Here is a 19,873-nt window from a genome sequence, read left to right on the forward strand (position 1 = left end):
ACCACCCCTGGCTGCTGTATCCGGCCGGGTTGTGGCCTTATGCGGTCTCGTATTTTTCGAGGAAGGTGTAGACGTCGGTCTCGTCGACGCCGGGGAATTGGCCGGTGGGCAGGGCGGCCAGGACGTGGGAGTGGGCGCGGGCCGACGGCCAGACGTTGCCTTCCCAACGGGAGGCGAGCTCCGAGGGGGGCCGCACGCAGCATTCCCCGACCGGGCACTCGGATTTGGTGCGGTTGGTGGTCTCCCGGCCGCGGAACCACCGCGATTCCTTGTAGGGCACGCCCAGGGTGATGGCGAAGTTGCGTTCCCGGCTGGGGTCGACATGGGCCACACACCAGTGGGTGCCGTTGGGTTTGTCGGTGTACTGGTAGTAGATCGAATAGCGGTCGGGGGAGGCGAAGACTTGGCGGCCCGCCCAGTAGCGGCACAGGCGCTGGCCTTCGATGGCCCCGGTGTCGTCGGTGGGGAAGATCAGCCCGTCGTTTTGGTAGGCCTTGTAGATGATGCCGGTCTCGTCGTTGCGGATGAAGTGGCAGACGAGGTCGAGGTGGCGGGTGGCCAGATTGGTGAACCGGTGGGCGGCCATCTCGTAGGAGACGGCGTAGACGTCGCGGAGGTCTTCGACGGACAGGTCGCGTTGCCGTTTGGCCTCGGTGAGGAACGGGACGGCCGTGAATTCGGGGATGAGGACCGCGGCGGCGAAGTAGTTCGCTTCCACGCGTTGGCGGAGGAAGTCGGCGAAGTCGCGGGGCGGGGTGTGGCCGAGGACGAAGTGGCCGAGGGTCTGCAGCAGGATGGTGCGCGGCGTGTGCATGCCCAGCGATTCCCGCTTGAGGTAGATGCGGCGGTTGCGGGTGTCGGTGACTGAGCGCACCGAGCGGGGCAGGTCGGGGACGTAGCGCAGGGTGAATCCGTGGTGGGCGACGATGGCGAGGATCATGCCCTGGGAGAGTGCCCCGCCTTGGTAGCCGACGGCTTCGAGGGTTTCCCGCGCGGCTTTTTCGATCTCGGGGAAGTAGTTGTCGCGCTCGCTCATGAGGCGGCGGAGTTCCGCGTTGGCGCGGCGGGCTTCCTCGTTCGTGGTGGTGGGTTTGGCGGCGCGCCGCTTGAGTTCCTCGTAGAGGGTGACGATGTGTTCGAGGACGTCGTTGGGGACGCGCTTGCCGACTTTGAGGTGGGGCAGGTTGAGGGACTGGTAGAGGGGGTCCCGCTGGGCTTCTTCGAGGGCGATCTCTAGTTGGGCGCGGCGGCTGGGGGGCTGGCGGGAGAGGAGCTCCTCCACAGAGACGTCGAGGGCTTTGGCGAGCGCGGTGAGCAGGGAGAGCTTGGGTTCCCGCTTGCCGTTTTCCAGCAGGGAGAGCTGGGACGGGGCGCGTCCTACGCGTTCTCCCAGTTCAGCGAGGGTCATGTTGCGGGCGCGGCGGAGGTGGCGCAGCCGCTGGCCAAAGGTGACGAGATCTAGGTCACTTGGCAAAGTCGGTATTTCTTCAGTCCCAAAGTACGGCATGCGTTCATGCTAGAGAAAAAATCGCAAATCTTCACCCGAATCCCGCTCGAAAAACCGTGGAAGTTTGCAAAGAATGGTGATCACCGGCGGGGAACGAACCGCACACCGCACGTTTGACCTGGTGCGGGGGCTCTCCAGCCGGTGGACTTACCAGGGGATCAGACTCGTTAAGGCGGGAAGACCATGAGCATCACCGGTCGTCAGCAGGAAGCCAGCGCGGCTCTCCAAAAGGAGTGGGAGACCAACCCGCGCTGGAAGGGCGTCAAGCGGACGTACTCCGCTGAGGATGTGATCCGGCTGCGCGGCTCGGTCACCGAGGAGCACACGCTGGCCCGTTTGGGAGCAGAACGCCTGTGGGAGCTGCTCCACACTGAGGACTACATCAACGCCCTCGGTGCGCTCACCGGTAACCAGGCTGTCCAGCAGGTCCGCGCCGGCCTGAAGGCCATCTACCTCTCCGGATGGCAGGTCGCAGCCGACGCCAACCTGTCCGGGCACACCTACCCCGACCAGAGCCTCTACCCGGCCAACTCGGTTCCGCAGGTGGTGCGGCGGATCAACAACGCGCTGCTGCGCGCAGACCAGATCTCCTGGTCGGAGGGTGACGAGGACGCCCCGTACTGGCTGGCGCCGATCGTCGCCGACGCGGAGGCCGGATTCGGCGGTGTCCTCAACGCCTACGAGCTGATGAAGGCCATGATCGCCGCGGGTGCGGCTGGCGTGCACTGGGAAGACCAGCTCGCCTCCGAGAAGAAGTGCGGCCACCTGGGCGGCAAGGTCCTCATCCCGACCGGCCAGCACATCAAGACCCTCAACGCGGCGCGGCTGGCTGCCGACGTGGCCGGGGTGCCTTCGCTGATCATTGCGCGGACCGACGCGCAGGCTGCCACCCTGATCACGAGCGACATCGACGAGCGCGACCGGCCTTTCATCACCGGCGAACGCACTCCGGAGGGCTTCTACCGGGTCCGCAACGGCCTGGAAGCGTGCATCGCCCGCGGCCTGGCGTACGCTCCCTACGCCGACCTGCTGTGGATGGAGACCTCCACGCCGGACCTGGAGGTGGCTCGCCAGTTCGCCGAAGCGATCAAGGACAAGTACCCCGACCAGTTGCTGGCCTACAACTGCTCGCCGTCGTTCAACTGGAAGCGTCACCTCGACGACGCGACCATCGCCAAGTTCCAGCGCGAGCTGGGCCACATGGGCTACAAGTTCCAGTTCATCACCCTGGCGGGCTTCCACTCGCTCAACTACTCGATGTTCAACCTGGCCAAGGGGTACGCGGCTCGGGGCATGAGCGCCTACGTGGAGCTGCAGGAGGCGGAGTTCGCTGCCGAGGCCGACGGCTACACCGCGACCCGGCACCAGCGCGAGGTCGGCACCGGCTACTTCGACCTGATCAGCACCACGATCTCGCCGGACGCTTCCACGACGGCTCTGACCGGATCCACCGAAGAGGAGCAGTTCAACTAACACCCCCTATCCCCCTCTGGGTGCATCGGGTGGCCTCCTCCCCCACCCGATGCATCCCCCTCGACCTTTCTCCCCCGCAGAAGACCGGTGGTCAGCGGCTCACTGACATCCCGGTCTTCCCCGGCGTCCGTCCCGCCCCCGCTTTCGTGGCTGGGGCGCGGGTGGGACGGACGTCCACCCGCCGGTCTCGCGGCTTCCGTGTCACCCGCGAGACCGGCCCGGCAGAAGACCGGTGGTCAGCGGCTCACTGACATCCCGGTCTTCCCCGGCGTCCGTCCCGCCCCCGCTTTCGTGGCTGGGGCGCGGGTGGGACGGACGCCCTCCCGCCGGTCTCGCGGTTCCCGTGTCACCCGCGAGACCGGCCCGGCAGAAGACCGGTGGTCAGCGGCTCACTGACATCCCGGTCTTCCCCGGCGTCCGTCCCGCCCCCGCTTTCGTGGCTGGGGCGCGGGTGGGACGGACGTCCACCCGCCGGTCTCGCGGTTCCCGTGTCACCCGCGAGACCGGCCTCCTTTTTCTGCCGGTGGGCGGGTGGTGTCGGGACACTGGCAGAATTTCGACCATGGCCGAACCGACGCTGGACCCGGCTGGCAGTGGTGCTGCTGGTCGGACTTCTCCTGGTGTGCTGACCCGCCGGATGCTCGGGGTGGAGGTCTGGTGTGTGTTAGCGCTGTCGTTGGGTGCGTCGGCTGTGGCCGCGACGATTTCTTTTGTGGGTGCGCTGACTGCGCCTGAAGCGCTGTCGGAGCAGACGGCGAGCCTGGTGACGTCAGCGGCGGATGCGGAGCGTCCGTGGCTGGACTTGTCGTGGCAGGCCTACCGGCTGCTGTTCGCGTTCGCTCCGGTGGCGTTGGTGGTCTACCTGCTGCACCGGTCGGGGGATTCTGCGCGGACGATCGGTTTTGATCTGCGCCGTCCCGGTTTCGACGCGGGGTGGGGGGTGCTGCTGGCCGCGGGGATCGGCTTGGGCGGTCTGGTGGTCTACCTGGTGTCGGTGCAGTGGGGGATCAATCGTCCTATCGCGCCGAGTGCGTTGCACGGGCATTGGTGGCAGCACGCGGTCCTGGTGTTGCAAGCGGTGAAGAACGGCGTGCTGGAAGAGGTTGTGGTGGTCGGCTATCTGCTGCTGCGGTTGGAGCAGTTGGGCTGGTCGCCGGTGCGGGCGGTGGCGGCGTCGTCGGGGCTGCGTGCGCTCTACCACCTCTACCAGGGGGTGGGCATGTTTGTCGGCAACCTGGTGATGGGGGTGGTGTTCTGCTGGTTCTACCGCCGGTACGGGCGGGTGATGCCGCTGGTGGTGGCACATTCGGTGATCGACATTGTGGCGTTTGTGGGGTCGGTGTATGTCATCGGCCGGGTGGGCTGGCTGCCGGGGGCGTGAGCCGGCCGGGGGAGGCCGGTCAGGGGGCGACTGGGCTGGGCACGACGGCGTCTTCGATGTGGCGGGGCCGGCTGAGCAGGATGCCGCAGCCGCCGTGGGCGAAGGTGAGGGCGACGAGCAGGCCAATGGACAGCCGCCAGTCTCCGCTGAGGTCGCGGAGGAGGCCGAAGAGGAACGGCCCGGTTCCGGCGAGCAGGTAGCCGACGCCTTGGGTGGCGGCGGAGAGGGCTGCGGTGCCGTGAGGGCTGCGGGCGCGGAGCCCGAAGAAGGTGAGGGCGAGGGGGAAGGAGGACATGCCGATGCCGATGAGGGTGGCCCACAGCCAGGCGCCGGTGACGGGAGCGGTGAGGAGTCCGGCAAAGCCGACCAGGTAGCAGGTGACGAAGAGGGCGATGAGGAGGACGGGGTTGCGCATGCGGGCGACGACGGCGGGGACGGCGAGTGAGGTGGGGATCGCGAGCGCGGTCAGGTAGGAGAGGACGAGTCCGGCGTGCGGGGCGGGCATGCCGTGGTCGCGGAGGAAGTGGGCGAACCAGCCGAACATGATGTAGGCGATGGCGGACTGGGTCGCGAAGAACAGGGTGCTTTGCCAGCCGAGGGCAGTGGTGAGGACAGTGCGGATGCTGATCGGCTGGTCGCCGGGGTGGCGTCGGGGTTCGTTACGCAAGGCCAGTGCCCAGGGGATGGTGGCGACTAAGCCGAGCAGGGCGTAGCTGGCGAGTGCGGGCCGCCAGTTGCCGTGGAAGGCGGTGGCGAGGGGGACGGTGGCGGCAGCGGCGAGGGTGGTGCCGAGGGCCATAGCGGTGGTGTAGGCGGCGGTGAGCAGGCCTACGCGGTGGGGGAAGTGCTGTTTGACGAGGGTGGGGAGGAGGACGTTGCCGACGGCGCCGCCGGCGAGGGCGAGGGTGCTGAGGGCGAGGAACAGCCACGGGTCGGTGACGAGGGCGCGGCTGGCGAGGCCGAGGGTGAGTGCGGCGAGGGCGGCGAGGAGGACGTGGTGGTCGCCCCAGCGGCGCTGCAGGGCGGGGGTGAGGGCGCCGAAGCCGGCGAAGCAGAGGACGGGCAGGGTGGTGAGCAGCCCGGTGGTGACCGGGGTCAGGTGCAGGTCGGTGGTGATTTCGGTGAGCAGCGGGCCGATGCTGGTGATGGCGGTGCGCAGGTTGAGGGCGGCGAGGACGATTCCTGCGGCCAGGTGCCAGCGGGCGCGGCGGGTCGGCGTCGGGTGTGGTGCCACAGCTTCCCTGGATTGGTGGGATGACCGGATATCCCCTCGAGGGTAACGTACCGGTCGCCAAGAGCCACTCTCTCGCGAGAGACTTGGTCTAAGCTCCGGCGGTAACGAACATCCCCTAGGAGGTAGAGCGTGCCCCTCGCCTCAACACGTCGCACTGGACTTGTTGACCAGGTCATTACCCAGTTGAAAGCTCAGATCGACTCGGGCGAGTGGTCAATCGGCGACCGCATCCCTACCGAGGCCGAACTGTCGGATCAGCTGGAGGTCGGTCGTAACACGGTACGTGAAGCGGTGCGGGCGCTGGCCCACACCGGCCTGTTGGAGATCCGCCAAGGGGCGGGCACTTTTGTTCGCTCGTCGAGCGAACTGGGTGGCGCCCTGCGGCGCCGGTTGAAGCGTTCCGAGTTGCGGGAGAACTTCGAGGTGCGTCGGGCCTTGGAGTTGGAGGCGGCCCGGCTGGCGGCAGTCCGCCACACCGAGGAGGACCTCGACACGATTGACCGTGCGCTCGGCGAACGGACGTCCGCCTGGCACGCCCGTGACATGCAGGCGTTTGTGGAAGCGGATTTCGCGTTCCACAAGGCGGTGGTGGCGGCGACCCACAACTCGCTGCTCATCGAGCTGTACGACGACATCGCCCAGGCGGTCTACGACAGCATCGCGCACATGGTGTACGAGGAGACTCCGGAAACGGCCACGGAGGAGCCGGCCTCAGACCACCAGCGGCTGGCCGAGGCTATCCGGGCGGGTGACACGGAGCGTGCGCTCCGCGAGGCCGCCTGCTACCTGGATGACTTGGTCAACCAGGCTGCTGCGTCGTCGTAGCCCCGGCCAGTGGCCTGCGCTGTGTGATCTCCCTCCCCCTGTTCCCCCCTTTTTCCGCTATGGCTTTTCGCGGCGGTTTCGCGACGACCGAGTGTTGACGGCGGCCCGCAGGGGCCGGGATGTCGCCTGCAACACTCCGCACTGTCGTGCCCTCCCGCGGGGGCGTGCCCTGGTTCCGGGCGCGCAGGTGGGGTGCGCGGTGGTGTTCCGCGGGCCGCCTTGTGTCTTTTTCCGGGTCGGATCGTGTTCCCCCGAGTGCACCAGCCGGGCCGCGGCCTGGTGAGCCCGCGCCGGAGCGGGGCGGCTGGAGGCTGGTGCGGCAGGGTAAGCTGCGGCGCCACGGTCAGAGCGCGGGCTTTGGGCTTGGGCGTGGTGTGGCGGCGCCGCACGGCGCGGTTCACCCGCCGCGGGGGTGCGGGATTGTGGTGTAGGAGTGGCCGTCGATACGCTGCCGTTCTTTAGCGACGGCAAGGTAGTCCCAGGTTTCGGTGTAGCTGACCTCGGGGGCGCGGCGGATCGTTTCCAGAGTGTCGACGATGGTGCGCCGGTCTGTTGCGGTGACTCCGCCGACGATGTCGTAGCTGCCGAACCCTGTGGCGGCGAACGATATTCCGGGCAGGGAGGCGAGGTTGTCGGCGAGGGCGGATGCGTCGCCGCGGCACCGCAGACCGAAGCCGAGCCGTTCGGTGACGCCGACAGCGGAAGCTTCAATGAGCGCGGTGACGTGGATGACACCTGCGTCGAGCAGCCGGACGACTCGGGCGCGCGCTGCTGCCTGGGAGAGGCCCACGGTGCGGGCGAGGTCCGCGTAGGAGGCTCGTCCGTTAGCTTGGAGGCAGCGGACAAGCCGCCAGTCCAGCGGGTCGATGGAGATGTTCCGCAGAGGCCGGACGCTGGAGTATTCGTCTTTGGTGATCTGGTCGCCGCGGAAGACTTCAGCTTCGACGACGCCGGGGATGGCGCGGAGGTGGGTGAGTTCCGCGGAGAGTGCGGCGTCGTCGCGGACCCGTACGTGGGCGACGACAGGAAAGCGTCCCGCGGTTTGTGCGACGAAGACGACGGCTTCGCGCCGGGTGAGTTCGTCGACGACTGGTCGTACTGGTCCGCAAACACGAAGTGAAATGTGTCCGAACACCTCCATTCCCATGACGCCAGCGTGCAGCACCCCGACAATCCGGATGGCTCCGGTGGAGATGAGGTGCTTGACGCGGGCGCGGACTGCCGTGCGTGACAGTCCCACCTGGTCTGCTAGTGCCTGGTACGTTGCTCTTCCGTCCCCCTGCAGCGCTCGTACCAGCGCTGCGTCGACCGCATCGAGCACGATAAGTAGTGCCTTTCGTTGCTCTTTGACGACGCCCCTGTCCCCCCGGGCGTCGCCCCCTCCTGCGGCCTGATCATGGCAGCTACTGAGGCTGTTAACTACCGATCGCGGAAGAAAATGGGGCTGACTTCGGCCAGATAATCCCCAGGAAACAGACATAGCATCCAGATATCAGGACAAATCACTCCGCCGGTGGACACTCCCTTCACGGGAGTACGGTCTTAGCGACTCCTGTGAAGCGCGACACTGGTGTGGGCACGACAGCGCGCCCCTGCGGTTGTGGGAGACCATGGCCGCGGTCTCCCAACCCCGCCACCGCCCGGGCGCCTAGGAAGACAGCAGAAAGGGAACGGACCCCATGGGCAGAAGACGGCGGTCGACCCCCGCCCCCGGTCGCCCAATGAGCATGACGCAAGCGCTGCTGTGGACTGCGGCGTCCGCAGTGCTTCCTGGAATAGCCCATGTACGCATGGGACGGCGCTGGGCCGGGGCCGTCATTCTCACCTGCTACCTGCTGTTCATCGCGGCCCTGGTCGGTGGTGGCCTGGTGGTGAGCGGCAACCTCGTGCTGAGCGCCACATTGGCCACGCAGAACCATTGGCTGCTGCTGATGGGTGTGACCGCGTTCGTGGTGGCGGTGCTGTGGATGACCGTGGTGGTCCACTCCTACGTGATCACGCGGCCCGAGTCCCGCACGTTCGGCCGCCGGCTCGTCGCGGGCGCGGTGGTCACCGTGCTGTGCGTGGCAGTGGCTTCACCTGCGGCCGCAGTCGGCTACGTCTCCTACACCGCCTATGACGTGTCCACGACACTGTTCGAGTCGGCGGGGAGTGAGCCGCACGACGACGCAGACCCGTGGAACGGCCAGGACCGGGTCAACGTGCTGCTGTTGGGCGGTGACGCGGGCAAGAACCGGTACGGGATGCGCACCGACACCATGATCGTGGCCAGCATCGACGTGGAGACCGGTGACGTCGTGCTCATCGGGCTGCCCCGCAACCTGGAGAACGTGCCGTTCCCGGAGGGGACGGCACTGGCAGAGCGCTACCCTGCGCCGTACGGGTTCGACAACCTGCTCAACGAGGTCTACCAGACGGTGGTCGACGAGCCCGCGCTGGCGATCAACCCGTATGCCACCGACCCGGGAGCGGACACGCTCAAAAAAGTGATCGGTTTCGCAATCAGCTTGGACATCGACTACTACGCGCTGGTCGACATGCAGGGGTTTGAGGACATCATCGACGCGATCGGCGGCATCCGGGTCTATTTGGAGGAGCCGCTCCCCTACGGGCAGCGCGGCGAGTACATTGACGCGGGCTGGCAGCTCCTTGATGGCCGTAAAGCGCTGTGGTACGGCCGGACACGGGTCAACAGCGACGACTATTCGCGCATGGGCCGCCAGGGCTGTCTGATCAAGTACGTGGCGGAACAGGCTGATCCGGCGACGATCCTCACGAGTTTCCGGTCGCTGGCCTCGGCGGCGAAAAGCACGCTGCGGACCGACATCCCCCAGCCGAAGCTCCCCCACTTCGTGGAGTTGGCGGAAAAGGTCGCCAAGGCGGACATGGAGACCCTGCAGCTTTCCCCGCCGCAGGTGAACACCGCCTACCCGGACTGGGAGCACATTCGCGCCCTGGTGCACCATGCGGTATACGACACACCGCTGCCTGCTGCCTCCGGCGAGGATGCTGCCCCGGATGTGGGGCTTTCCCCGGAGTCTTCTGCGGCAGATACCGGTGAAACACCCGCTGAGCAGCCGGAACCCACCCCGCATTCCCCGGGCCGGCAGGTGGGAGAGGAGGCGACCGCGCTCGACGAATTGTGCCCTTAAGATGCATGACGACCGGCCCTGCCGGACCATGGCGGTAGCCACGGCGTCTATGATCAGCGAACGGGGTACGGGCTCAACGGGGCGCCCGTGATGCAACCCCATACGGCCACAACCGGTGCTTCCTCCCGGCACGCCCCGAGCCGGGGTGTGCCTGCGAGGTGCGCCCCGAACCGGAGGCGACCATGTCGGCGAATCTCGATGAGAAACTGTCCCCGATCTACGAGGAAATCCTGCGGCGTAACCCGGGGGAGGTCGAGTTCCACCAGGCTGTTCGCGAAGTCCTGGAGTGCCTCGGCCCCGTGGTGGCCAAGAACCCTGACATCAGCCACGCCAAGATCATCGAGCGGCTCTGTGAGCCGGAGCGCCAGCTGATCTTCCGGGTGCCCTGGATGGACGACTCCGGTGAGATCCACGTCAACCGGGGTTTCCGGGTGGAGTTCAGCAGCTCTTTGGGACCTTACAAGGGCGGGCTGCGGTTCCACCCGTCGGTGAACCTGAGCATCATCAAGTTCCTCGGGTTCGAGCAGATCTTCAAGAACTCGCTGACCGGCTTGCCGATCGGCGGTGCGAAAGGCGGCAGCGACTTCGACCCGAAGGGCCGTTCCGACGCCGAGATCATGCGGTTCTGCCAGTCGTTCATGACGGAGCTGTACCGGCACCTGGGTGAGCACACGGACGTGCCTGCCGGTGACATCGGCGTGGGCCAGCGTGAGATCGGCTACCTGTTCGGCCAGTACAAGCGGATCACCAACCGCTACGAGTCGGGCGTGTTCACCGGTAAGGGCCTCAGTTGGGGCGGTTCCCAGGTGCGTCGTGAGGCCACCGGGTACGGCTGTGTGCTCTTCACTGCGGAGATGCTGCGGGCCCGCGGCGACTCGCTGGAAGGCAAGCGGGTCTCGGTGTCGGGTTCGGGCAATGTGGCGATCTACGCGATCGAGAAGGCCCAGCAGCTCGGCGCGCATGTGGTGACCTGCTCGGACTCCAACGGCTACGTGGTGGACGAGAAGGGGATCGACCTGGAGCTGCTCAAGCAGGTCAAGGAGGTCGAACGCGGCCGGGTGTCCGACTACGCCAAGCGGCGCGGCTCCCACGTCCGCTACATCGACTCGTCGTCGTCCAGCGTGTGGGAGGTGCCCTGCGACATCGCGCTGCCGTGCGCGACGCAGAACGAGCTGACCGGCCGCGACGCTATCACCCTGGTGCGCAACGGGGTGGGCGCGGTGGCGGAGGGCGCGAACATGCCCACGACCCCGGAGGGGATCCGGGTGTTCGCGGAGGCGGGCGTAGCGTTCGCGCCGGGCAAGGCCGCGAACGCGGGCGGGGTGGCGACGAGCGCGTTGGAGATGCAGCAGAACGCGTCCCGCGACTCGTGGTCGTTCGAGTACACCGAGAAGCGGCTCGCGGAAATCATGCGCCACATCCACGACACCTGCTATGAGACGGCGGAACGCTATGGGCGGCCCGGCGACTATGTGGCAGGTGCCAACATCGCTGCTTTCGAGATCGTCGCTGAGGCGATGCTCGCTCAGGGCCTGATCTGACGCCTCCAGAGTCGCCGCAGGTTGTGGGACGCGGGGTGCGCACCATGGTGCGCACCCCGCGTTGCGCTGTGCACGGTCTTCTTTGCGGACCGTTGCCACGGCCGCGGTCCCGTGTGATGATGCGTGGGGCGACGGGTATGCGGGACGGAGTCGTGGCTCATGACCGCCAATCAACTGTGGGTGCTGATTGTGTTGGGCATTTTCCACGGGTTTCATCCTGGGATGGGCTGGTTGTTGGCGGTTTCCCGCGGGTTGCAGGAGCGTCGCCGCTCCGCGGTGGTGAGCGCGCTGCCGCTGCTGGCGTTGGGGCATGCCGCATCAGTGGCGCTGGTGGCGGTCGCGGTCACGGTGACGGGGGCGATGACGACGTCCACCGTGTTCTCTGTGGCTGGGGCGGCCATTCTGGTGGTGGCGGGCGTGTGGTTTCTGCTGGGCCCGCTGCACCGGGGTCACCAGCATCCTGCGAACCTGTCGTCGTGGCAGTTGGCGGTCGCGTCGTTTGTGATGGCGTGCGCGCACGGCTCAGGACTGATGCTGTTGCCGGTTTTGGCGGGGCAGGTGGCGCACAGCCACGTGCACGCTGGCCACGGCCACCACGGCACAGCGGTGGTGGAGACAGCGGATGCGGGGGCGGCGGCGAGCACGGGCCACGTTGACTTGTGGGATGCGACGCTGCTGGGATTGGCGGCGACGGGAGTGCACACGCTAGCGATGCTGGCCGCTACCGGGCTGGCTGCGCTTCTCGTCTACGAGTTTTTCGGTGTGTACGCGATGCGGCTGCGCTGGGTGACGATGGACCGGGTGTGGGGGGTCACGCTGTTGGCGGGCGGGGTTTTCGTGCTGTGGGGGGCGTGGTGAGCGCGCCCCCGCGCCGCCGCAGGAGGACGCGCTGGTGGTGGATTGTGGCCGCGGCGATCGTGGCCGTCGTGGTGGTGTGCGCGGTCGCGACGGCAGGACTGCTGGGGCGGGCTGTCGGAACAGGGCTTACCGCGCTGTGGGGGTCCGAGTGTGTGGTGGAGGTCGCCGGGGAGCAGGTGGGGGTGGACCGGCAGCAGGCGATGGCTGCGACCACGGCGGCCGCGTTGCAGGCCCGCGGTGAAGAGCCTCCCGCAGACGTGGAAGTGGACCCGCAGCTGGTGGATGCGCTCCTCACCGGTCCAGCGGACGGCCCAGGGCCGGTGCTCACCTGTTTTTCCGGTTCCACCACGGAGCTTGCAGCCGAAGAGATGGGCCCGTCCGGGTTGACGCCGCGCGCTGAGACGCTGCTCGCCGAGATGACGGACGTGCACGGCGAGTTGAGTCTTGGCGGTTTTGAGCCCGGCGGGGTCCGTGACGGGCACGGCGCGGACTCGACCCACTACCGGGGGGAGGCGATCGACGTGTTCTTCCGCCCGGTGAGCGAAGAGCAGCGGCACGCCGGCTGGCTGCTGGCACAGTGGCTGGTGGCGCACGCGCAACGGTTGGAAGTCTCGGTGGTGATCTTCGACGACCAGATCTGGAGCGCCCAGTTCGCGCTGGCAGGGTGGCGTCCCTACGTGTCGTCTGATACGAGTAACGACATCCTGCAACACCGGGACCATGTCCACGTGGATGTACGGCGCGGCCAATGAATCACCTCCCTTCACCTGACAGGAACGGCGGAACGCGTTACGTTTCCACCGTGCGCGAAATTGATTCCGAATTCCTCTCTCTTCCGCTGCGTTCTCTCGCCGACGCGGCGCTGCAGCGCGCCCGCGACCTCGGCGCTGACCATGCCGACTTCCGTTTGGAGCGGATCCGCGGCCGTCACCTGGTGGTGTCCGACGGGGTGGTGGAAACCGCCCAGGAGACCGACGTCCTCGGTTTCGCGGTCCGCGTGGTCCACAACGGGGCGTGGGGGTTTGCTGCAGAGACGACTCTGACGCTGGAGGCTGCGGCCGCTACCGCAGCGCAGGCGGTCGAGGTTGCGAAACTCACGTCGGTGCTGAACAGCGACCGGGTGGAGTTGGCTCCCGAGCCCACCTATTCGGATGCGGTGTGGGTGTCGTCCTATGAGGTCGACCCGTGGTCGGTGCCACTGCAGGAGACGGTTGAGCAGCTCACCGACTGGAGTCGGCGGCTGTTGGCGGATGCTCGCGTGGACCACGCGGACGCGACCCTGCTCGTGGCGAAGGAGCAGAAGTTTTATGCGGACACTGCCGGGACGGTGACCACCCAGCAGCGGGTGCGGGTGCATCCCGTGGTGGAGGTCATGTCGACCGCGCAGGGCCGGTTGGAGAGTATGCGGACCATCTCCCCGCCGGTGGGCAAGGGCTTGGAGTACCTGCCGACGGTGGAGGCGGAGCTTGCGGAACTGCCGCAGCTGCTCGCGGAGAAGGTCGAAGCGCCCAGTGTGGAGCCGGGCGTCTACGACCTGGTGATCGACCCGTCGAACCTGTGGCTGACGATCCACGAGTCGATCGGGCATGCCACCGAGCTGGACCGTGCGCTCGGCTATGAGGCCGCGTATGCGGGCACGTCGTTCGCCACCCCGGATCAGATCGGGGTGCTGCGCTACGGTTCGGAGATCATGAACGTCACCGGGGACCGCACCGCCGAGCACGGGCTGGCCACGATCGGCTACGACGACGAAGGTGTGGCGACGTCGTCGTTCCCGTTGATCACGGAGGGGGTGCTCACCGGGTTCCAGCGGGACCGGAGGATCTCCCAGTTGATGGGCTATGAGCGGTCCAACGGGTGCGCGTTCGCGGATTCGCCGGCGACGATGCCGATCCAGCGGATGGCGAACGTGTCGCTGCAGCCGGATCCGCGCGGCCCGGACACGCGGGAGCTGATCCGCCAGGTGGATGACGGCATCTACATCGTGGGTGACCGGAGCTGGTCGATCGACATGCAGCGGTACAACTTCCAGTTCACCGGGCAGCGGTTCTACCGGATCCGGGACGGGCGGATCACCCACCAGGTTCGGGATGTGGCCTACCAGGCGACCACCACCGAGTTTTGGAATTCGCTGCGCATGCTGGGCGGCCCCGACACGTATGTGCTGGGTGGGGCGTTCAACTGCGGTAAGGGCCAGCCTGGCCAGGTTGCTCCGGTCAGTCACGGCTGCCCCAGCGCCCTGTTTGAGGGGGTGCGGGTGCTCAACACCGCTCAGGAGGCCCGGGCGTGAACAGCGTGCACTCTCAACCGAAGGGATCAACCGTGAGCCAGTCGCTGTCCGCGCAGGCGATGACCGAGCGCGCGTTGGAGTTGTCGCGTGCTGACGAGTGCATGGTGCTGGTGACCGAGGCGAGCACGGCGAACCTGCGCTGGGCAGGGAATTCGCTCACCACGAACGGGGTGACTCGGGGCCGGTCGGCCACGGTGATTTCGCTGGTGAAGGATGCGGCGGGGGTCCGGGTCGGCTCGGTGTCGCAGAGCGGGCTGCGGGACGACCAGTTGGAGGACCTGGTGCGCGCCTCGGAGGAGGCGGCGCGCGGGTCGGCGCCGGTCAAGGAAGCGTATTCGCTGGTGGATCCTGCGAGCGCGGAGGCTTCCGGCAGCGAGTGGGATGCGCCGGTTCCGGTCACAGACATCGGCGTGTTCTCCGAGTTCGCTCCAGCGCTGGGAAAGGCGTTCGAACGGTCGGCGCAGGCGGGTGTGCGGTTGTACGGCTATGCGCAGCACACGATGTCCGCCACGTTTTTGGGCACGTCGACGGGGCTGCGGCTCCGCCACGACCAGCCGTCGGGGACGCTGGACCTCAACGCCAAGTCGGAGGAGCCGCACCATTCCACGTGGGTGGGGCAGGCGACCCGCGATTTCACGGATGTGGATGTGGCGGCGTTGGAAGCCGAGTTGGAGCGGCGGATCTCGTGGGGCCGCACCACGGTGGAGCTTCCTCCGGGACGGTATGAGACGCTGCTGCCTCCGTCGGCGGTCGCTGATTTGATGACCGACTTGTACTGGGAGTTGGGGGCGCGGGACGCGTTTGAGGGGCGGACCGCGTTCTCGTCGCCGCAGGGCGGGACCCGGGTGGGGGAACGGTTGTCTCCGCTGCCGGTGCGGCTGCGGTCGAATCCGGCCGAGCCCGGGTTGGAGTGTGCGCCGTTCGTGCTGGCGGACGCTCCGGGGCGGCGGATCAGCGCGTTCGACAACGGGCGTCCGGTGGGTGCGACGGAGTGGATCAGCGACGGGGAGTTGGCGCGCCTGGTCCAAACCTACGATTCGGCGATGATGACGGCGCTGCCGTTGACGCCGGAGGCCGACAATCTGATTCTCGAACTGCCGGGTGCGACCGCGTCGTTGGACGACATGGTGGCCTCGACCGAGCGGGGCCTGCTGTTGACCTGCCTGTGGTACATCAGGATGGTGGATCCGCGCACCATGCTGCTCACCGGGCTGACCCGGGACGGGGTTTACCTCGTGGAGGATGGTGAAGTGCGGGGCGCGGTGAACAACTTCCGGTTCAACGAGTCTCCAGTGAGCTTGTTGGAGCGGGTGACGGAGGTGGGGAAGACGACGCCGACGTTCTCCCGCGAGTTCGGTGAATACTTCCCGCTCACGGCGATGCCGCCAATGCGGGTTCCGGATTTCAACATGTCGTCGGTGAGCCAGGCGTCGTGACGTCTGGGAGCGTGGGGTGAGCGGCGGCGCGACCCGGGTTTTCCGCGCCGCCGCTCGTCTTCTTTGAAACCGTTTTAGTTGGATTGCCAAACAATTCGGTGCGGTGCTGCCCGTGGAATACCGGGCTCGGGAGGAAAGTAGGGAAACCATGGAACTCTCCCGAGATCCCGTCGTAATAAATTCTTGACTTAATTCAGGGAGTACCGGTGTAGATTGGGGTTTGGCGCTTCAGTCCCCCGTTGAAGCGCACGGATCGGTGTTTCGAGCCCCCGTCGAAACACCGTTTGCGACGCCGGGTGGTTTGCCCCCGTAGCCACCCGGCGTCATTTCTTTTCTGATTGACTTCCTGTGCTTTCTCCGTTACGGCCGGGTAGAAAGTCCTTTCCGCAGCCAGAATACGCAGAATCAGATTCGGATCAGTTCTGCTGCTGCCAGTCGCGGCGGGCGCGGGCAAGGTCTTCCGGGGTGTCACAGTCGCGGGCCGCCCACCCGAGCGGCACCCGCACCGGGGTGAGGGGAGCGAACAGGCCGCGGAGGGAACGCCCCGCATAGTCAGTGAGCGCGGCACGCACCGCTGCGGTGCGCCACACGCTTGCCAGCCACTGGGACTGCCCTTCCTCGTCGACGAGCACGGCCCCGGCAGCGGGTGCGGCAGCCGTGCGCAGCGTCGCTACCGCCGTACTGTCCAGGAACGGCATGTCCGCGGCGAGCAGCACAAACCAGGGGGAGACGACTTCCGCGAGCCCGGTGCGCAACGCCGACAGCGGGCCCGAACCGGGGGGATCTTCGCGGACATAGCGAGCCGGAGGGTGGGGGCGCGGCGGTCCCACCACGACGACCGTGGCCGCCTCCTGGACCGCGTCCACGACCCTTTCCAGCATGGTGCGCCCGCCGACCCGCAGCCCGGGCTTGTCGACACCGCCCATGCGCCGCGCCGCCCCGCCAGCGAGAATCACCGCGTCCCAACCGTCCACGTCTGCTCCTTACCTGTACCAGCGAGCCCCACAGATACGGTTCCATGGAGTCATGCTGGTTCGTACCGCCTACCCCGAGGAAATGCCTCACGTCGGCGAACTGCGGGTGCGCACCTATCTCGACCAAGGGCTACTGGATCCCGACTCGCCGTACCTGCCCGTGCTGCGCGCGCTGGGCACGAGCGGGATCGGTGACGTGCTGGTCGCGGTGGACGGCGACGAGCTGCTCGGCACGGTCACGCTGCGGCCGTTCCAAGAGGACAGCGAGATCACACTCTCGCCGGACGAAGCCGAGGTGCGTGCCCTCGCCGTGGCCCCGCACGCGCAGCGGCGCGGCATCGGCCGGCTGCTGCTGCGCTCCGTGATCGAGCGGGCCCGGAACGCGGGCGTGGCCCACCTTGTACTGTCCACGCAGCCGATCATGGTGGCTGCGCAGCGGTTGTACGCCTCCGAAGGGTTTGTCCGGCTACCGGAACGGGACTGGAGTCCCCAGCCGGGGGTGCCGCTGCTCGCCTACGGGCTGCGGCTGTCTGCCCGCGGGCAGGAGTGAACGGCTCGTCTGCGGCGGGGCGCGACGGACCACTGCCCGGTCTAGTAGGGCACCATGGTGAGCTGGTCGAGCAGGGTGCGGTATTCCCGCAGTGCCACACGCAGCCGTTCAGTGTCGCTTCCGCCTTCGCTGCGCCGCTGCCAGCTTGATTCGATACGGCGGCGGCGCTCGTTGAGGCGGGCGGTGAACTGTTCGATTGCTTCTCCGACGAGACTGTCCGCGGCAGCGACACTGGCCCGCGGATCGTCGACGAAACTCTTTTGGATCCGGTTCCAGCGGTCGTGGAATCGCTGCACGTCAGTGAACGCCTCCGGCTCGCTGCGGGGCAAGGGTCCGGAGAACGCTTGAGTGGTATCGGTGCCTTCCGGGGCATAGGGCTGTTCTTCCCCGTGGCGCGGTTCCGGGGTGTGAGCAGCAGCGTAGACGTTGCGGGATTCGTCGCTGTGGTGCTCCACGGTGGTCGTCTCCCTTAGTGGTGTCGCGGCCGCTACCGGCGGCGGTGGCGGCCGGTGTTGGCGGTGGCAGGGTGTGCGACGGCGTCGGCATACTCCGGGGCAGCGTGCTTCCCAAAGACCCGTTCACCCGGGGAGACGTGTCCCAGCACTTCAGCGAAGAGTTCGCGGTAGCGGGCCATCGCGTCACCGAGTTCTTCGGTGGTTGCTGCTCCGGTCCGGCCGCGTTCCGCGGCCTGGTGCACGCGCTGGTATTCGTCGACGGTGGCCGCGGGTGCGACAGGCTGGTCCACGGGATAGCCGCGGTCGGCCATCGCCTGGGCGAGGAGCCGGTCGGCGGTGGCGACGGCGGCGGCCGGGTCGTCGACGAAACGCTCCTGGGCGCGCGCCCACTCGTTCTCGTAGTAGGCGCGTTCGCTCTCGGTGAGGGTGCGCAGGCTGGGGGCGGGTGGTCGGTGCCCTGAGTCCTGGTGCTCGGGCTGTTCCCGCTGGCGGGGCACGTGGGCGGTGTCAGTGCGGGGCTGCCGGTGCCGCGGTCCGCCGCGACGGGTTTCCCGGAAGACAGCGATCGCGGCGGCGGCGATCAGCACCAGGCCGAGGAACACTGCGAGACCAATGATGTCGTCGGTATCCATCGTGGTGCCTCTCGACTGGGGTGGTTCCTTGGCGGGCAGGTGCCCGACGGTAGGTCTTCACGCTCTGCGTCTGCCCGATCCAAGCCCATAAAAACCCGAAAGACCTGCGGTAACGAGAATTGCCACCAGAACGGAGCGGGAGGAACACGGAAAGATACCCACAAAAACCGCACGGAAATGTGTTCCGCAGCGGCCCGCATCCGCATCAGGTGGTGGCGGGCTCACCCCCAGTCGCTGCCCCGTCGGCCCACAAGGAAAAAGCTCTCCCTTTCCTGGCGGAAAGGGAGAGCCGGTTATCCCTTGACGCACACCACTTGCCGCAGGTGCGTCACCACTTCCACAAGATCAGTCTGGGCGGCGATCACCTCGTTGATGTCCTTGTACGCCGCGGGGATCTCATCGATCACCCCTGTGTCCTTGCGGCACTCCACCCCCTCGGTCTGTTTGATCAGATCCGCCTGGGTGAACCTCTTGCGGGCCTGGCTGCGGCTCATCTTGCGTCCCGCGCCGTGGGCCGCCGAGTTGAACGACGCCGGGTTGCCGAGGCCGCGCACAATGTAGCTTCCTGTCGCCATCGACCCGGGGATGATCCCCAGGTCGCCGCGGCCGGCGCGGATCGCGCCCTTGCGGGTGACCAGCAGGTCCACGCCGTCGTAGGTTTCTTCAGCCACATAGTTGTGGTGGCAGGAGATCCACTCGGGGAACTGCACCCCCGGGAACTGTTTCCGCATCACCGCGCACGCCAAGCCCATCATCACGTCCCGGTTGCGCCGCGCATACTCCTGCGCCCAGAACAGGTCGTTGCGGTAGGACTCCATTTCGGGGGTGCCGGTGAGGAACACCGCAAGGTCCCGGTCGGGCAGGTCCTGGTTGTGCGGCAGCTTCTGGGCTTCTTCAATGTGGTAGCGGGCAAGCTCGTTGCCGATGTTGCGGGACCCGGAGTGCAGCACCACCCACACCGCGTCGTTCTCATCAAGGCACACTTCGAGGAAGTGGTTGCCGCCGCCGAGGGTGCCGAGCTGGTGCAGGGCCCGCTCCCGCAGTCTCTGCACGCGGTCGGTGAGGGTGTCAAAACGGTCCCAGAACTCGTCCCAGTCGCGGCTGCGCACCTCGGGCAGGCGGCGCGGATCCACCGGGGTGCGGTGCGAGGCGTGGCCCACAGGCACTGCTTCTTCCAGGCCGCTACGCAGCTTCCGCAGGTCGTCGGGGAGATCCTCGGCGCGCAGCGAGGTGCGTACCGCGGTCATGCCGCAGCCGATGTCGACCCCGACCGCGGCCGGGGAGACCGCGTCCCGCATCGCGATGACCGACCCCACGGTCGCGCCTTTCCCGTAGTGCACGTCCGGCATGACCGCCAAGCCGTGGATCCACGGCAGCTTGGTGACGTTGTACAGCTGGGCCATGGCTTGCGGTTCGACCGTGTTCGGGTCGGTCCACATGCGGATCGGAACCCGATTTCCGGAAACCTCGGTGTAAGCCATGGGCTACCTCCTCATGGGTGACGACACGGGAGCATGCCGACTGCTGCAGCGTGGGCAGACGCCCCACTATGACGCCAGATCCGC

Annotated in this window: 17 protein-coding genes; 10 read left to right on the forward strand and 7 right to left on the reverse strand. The window is 67.3% G+C overall.

Features of this window, described 5'->3' with window-relative positions; translation table 11 throughout:
- Positions 1–37: 37 nt before the first annotated feature.
- Positions 38–1,474: a helix-turn-helix transcriptional regulator gene (locus TF1_RS00860; protein ID WP_016188622.1), complete on the reverse strand. Its 1,437-nt coding sequence runs from the start codon at positions 1,472–1,474 to the stop codon at positions 38–40.
- A gap of 216 nt (positions 1,475–1,690) precedes the next feature.
- On the opposite strand from TF1_RS00860, the gene aceA reads away from it, so the two are divergent.
- Both aceA and TF1_RS00870 read left to right on the forward strand, forming a co-directional pair.
- The gene (gene aceA / locus TF1_RS00865) at positions 1,691–2,980 is read left to right on the forward strand and encodes an isocitrate lyase (RefSeq protein WP_011291811.1); all 1,290 of its coding nucleotides are present in this window, start codon (positions 1,691–1,693) and stop codon (positions 2,978–2,980) included.
- 562 nt (positions 2,981–3,542) lie between these two features.
- On the forward strand, positions 3,543–4,361 hold the full coding sequence (locus TF1_RS00870) for a CPBP family intramembrane glutamic endopeptidase (protein ID WP_049754932.1): 819 nt from the start codon (positions 3,543–3,545) through the stop codon (positions 4,359–4,361).
- A gap of 19 nt (positions 4,362–4,380) precedes the next feature.
- On the opposite strand, the gene TF1_RS00875 is transcribed toward TF1_RS00870, so the two are convergent.
- The gene (locus TF1_RS00875) at positions 4,381–5,595 is read right to left on the reverse strand and encodes a CynX/NimT family MFS transporter (RefSeq protein ID WP_011291809.1); all 1,215 of its coding nucleotides are present in this window, start codon (positions 5,593–5,595) and stop codon (positions 4,381–4,383) included.
- A 129-nt stretch (positions 5,596–5,724) separates the two neighbouring features.
- On the opposite strand from TF1_RS00875, the gene TF1_RS00880 reads away from it, so the two are divergent.
- On the forward strand, positions 5,725–6,420 hold the full coding sequence (locus tag TF1_RS00880; protein ID WP_061783520.1) for a FadR/GntR family transcriptional regulator: 696 nt from the start codon (positions 5,725–5,727) through the stop codon (positions 6,418–6,420).
- Positions 6,421–6,817: 397 nt separating this feature from the next.
- Here the strand turns inward: TF1_RS00880 and TF1_RS00885 are convergent, their stop codons facing one another.
- A complete protein-coding gene (locus TF1_RS00885) occupies positions 6,818–7,741 on the reverse strand; it encodes an Lrp/AsnC family transcriptional regulator (protein ID WP_016188618.1) in 924 nt (307 codons plus the stop codon).
- A gap of 406 nt (positions 7,742–8,147) precedes the next feature.
- Here TF1_RS00885 and TF1_RS00890 point away from each other — a divergent pair, with 406 nt between their 5' ends.
- From TF1_RS00890 to TF1_RS00915, 6 genes are all read left to right on the forward strand, one after another.
- Positions 8,148–9,572 carry an LCP family protein gene (locus TF1_RS00890; RefSeq protein ID WP_152436240.1) on the forward strand — a complete coding sequence of 475 codons (1,425 nt, stop codon included), beginning with the start codon at positions 8,148–8,150 and terminating at the stop codon, positions 9,570–9,572.
- A 182-nt stretch (positions 9,573–9,754) separates the two neighbouring features.
- Positions 9,755–11,113, forward strand: coding sequence for an NADP-specific glutamate dehydrogenase (gene gdhA / locus TF1_RS00895; RefSeq protein ID WP_011291805.1), 1,359 nt, complete (start codon positions 9,755–9,757; stop codon positions 11,111–11,113).
- A gap of 159 nt (positions 11,114–11,272) precedes the next feature.
- The gene (locus TF1_RS00900) at positions 11,273–11,971 is read left to right on the forward strand and encodes a hypothetical protein (RefSeq protein WP_038043653.1); all 699 of its coding nucleotides are present in this window, start codon (positions 11,273–11,275) and stop codon (positions 11,969–11,971) included.
- Positions 11,968–12,723 (forward strand): hypothetical protein, encoded by a 756-nt coding sequence (locus tag TF1_RS00905; RefSeq protein WP_081638434.1) that lies wholly within the window; start codon positions 11,968–11,970, stop codon positions 12,721–12,723. Before TF1_RS00900 ends, TF1_RS00905 begins: the two co-directional genes overlap by 4 nt.
- Entirely contained in the window at positions 12,720–14,261 is a 1,542-nt protein-coding gene (locus TF1_RS00910; protein WP_061783521.1) for a TldD/PmbA family protein, read from the forward strand. Before TF1_RS00905 ends, TF1_RS00910 begins: the two co-directional genes overlap by 4 nt.
- A 32-nt stretch (positions 14,262–14,293) precedes the next feature.
- Complete coding sequence (locus TF1_RS00915) at positions 14,294–15,697, forward strand: metallopeptidase TldD-related protein (protein WP_016188614.1); 1,404 nt, start codon at positions 14,294–14,296, stop codon at positions 15,695–15,697.
- Positions 15,698–16,113: 416 nt separating this feature from the next.
- Here the strand turns inward: TF1_RS00915 and mobA are convergent, their stop codons facing one another.
- Entirely contained in the window at positions 16,114–16,671 is a 558-nt protein-coding gene (gene mobA / locus TF1_RS00920) for a molybdenum cofactor guanylyltransferase (protein WP_011291800.1), read from the reverse strand.
- Positions 16,672–16,723: 52 nt separating this feature from the next.
- On the opposite strand from mobA, the gene TF1_RS00925 reads away from it, so the two are divergent.
- The gene (locus TF1_RS00925) at positions 16,724–17,221 is read left to right on the forward strand and encodes a GNAT family N-acetyltransferase (RefSeq protein ID WP_061783522.1); all 498 of its coding nucleotides are present in this window, start codon (positions 16,724–16,726) and stop codon (positions 17,219–17,221) included.
- Positions 17,222–17,262: 41 nt separating this feature from the next.
- On the opposite strand, the gene TF1_RS00930 is transcribed toward TF1_RS00925, so the two are convergent.
- The 3 genes from TF1_RS00930 to TF1_RS00940 all read right to left on the reverse strand — a co-directional run bounded on the left by TF1_RS00930 (position 17,263) and on the right by TF1_RS00940 (position 19,789).
- Entirely contained in the window at positions 17,263–17,676 is a 414-nt protein-coding gene (locus TF1_RS00930; RefSeq protein ID WP_011291798.1) for a hypothetical protein, read from the reverse strand.
- Between the two features lie 32 nt (positions 17,677–17,708).
- Positions 17,709–18,308 carry a hypothetical protein gene (locus TF1_RS00935; protein WP_011291797.1) on the reverse strand — a complete coding sequence of 200 codons (600 nt, stop codon included), beginning with the start codon at positions 18,306–18,308 and terminating at the stop codon, positions 17,709–17,711.
- 293 nt (positions 18,309–18,601) lie between these two features.
- Complete coding sequence (locus TF1_RS00940; RefSeq protein WP_011291791.1) at positions 18,602–19,789, reverse strand: RtcB family protein; 1,188 nt, start codon at positions 19,787–19,789, stop codon at positions 18,602–18,604.
- Positions 19,790–19,873 lie beyond the last annotated feature (84 nt).

This window comes from Thermobifida fusca NBRC 14071 = JCM 3263 (genome assembly GCF_001592045.1).
Classification (GTDB): domain Bacteria; phylum Actinomycetota; class Actinomycetes; order Streptosporangiales; family Streptosporangiaceae; genus Thermobifida; species Thermobifida fusca.

Bases quoted from the DNA above. Each gene is read 5' to 3' on its own strand.
- aceA (WP_011291811.1), top strand. From the start codon at position 1,691: ATGAGCATCACCGGTCGTCAGCAGGAAGCCAGCGCGGCTCTCCAAAAG.
- TF1_RS00870 (WP_049754932.1), top strand. From the start codon at position 3,543: ATGGCCGAACCGACGCTGGACCCGGCTGGCAGTGGTGCTGCTGGTCGG.
- TF1_RS00890 (WP_152436240.1), top strand. From the start codon at position 8,148: ATGACGCAAGCGCTGCTGTGGACTGCGGCGTCCGCAGTGCTTCCTGGA.
- gdhA (WP_011291805.1), top strand. From the start codon at position 9,755: ATGTCGGCGAATCTCGATGAGAAACTGTCCCCGATCTACGAGGAAATC.
- TF1_RS00900 (WP_038043653.1), top strand. From the start codon at position 11,273: ATGACCGCCAATCAACTGTGGGTGCTGATTGTGTTGGGCATTTTCCAC.
- TF1_RS00910 (WP_061783521.1), top strand. From the start codon at position 12,720: ATGAATCACCTCCCTTCACCTGACAGGAACGGCGGAACGCGTTACGTT.
- TF1_RS00925 (WP_061783522.1), top strand. From the start codon at position 16,724: ATGCTGGTTCGTACCGCCTACCCCGAGGAAATGCCTCACGTCGGCGAA.
- TF1_RS00935 (WP_011291797.1), bottom strand. From the start codon at position 18,308: ATGGATACCGACGACATCATTGGTCTCGCAGTGTTCCTCGGCCTGGTG.
- TF1_RS00940 (WP_011291791.1), bottom strand. From the start codon at position 19,789: ATGGCTTACACCGAGGTTTCCGGAAATCGGGTTCCGATCCGCATGTGG.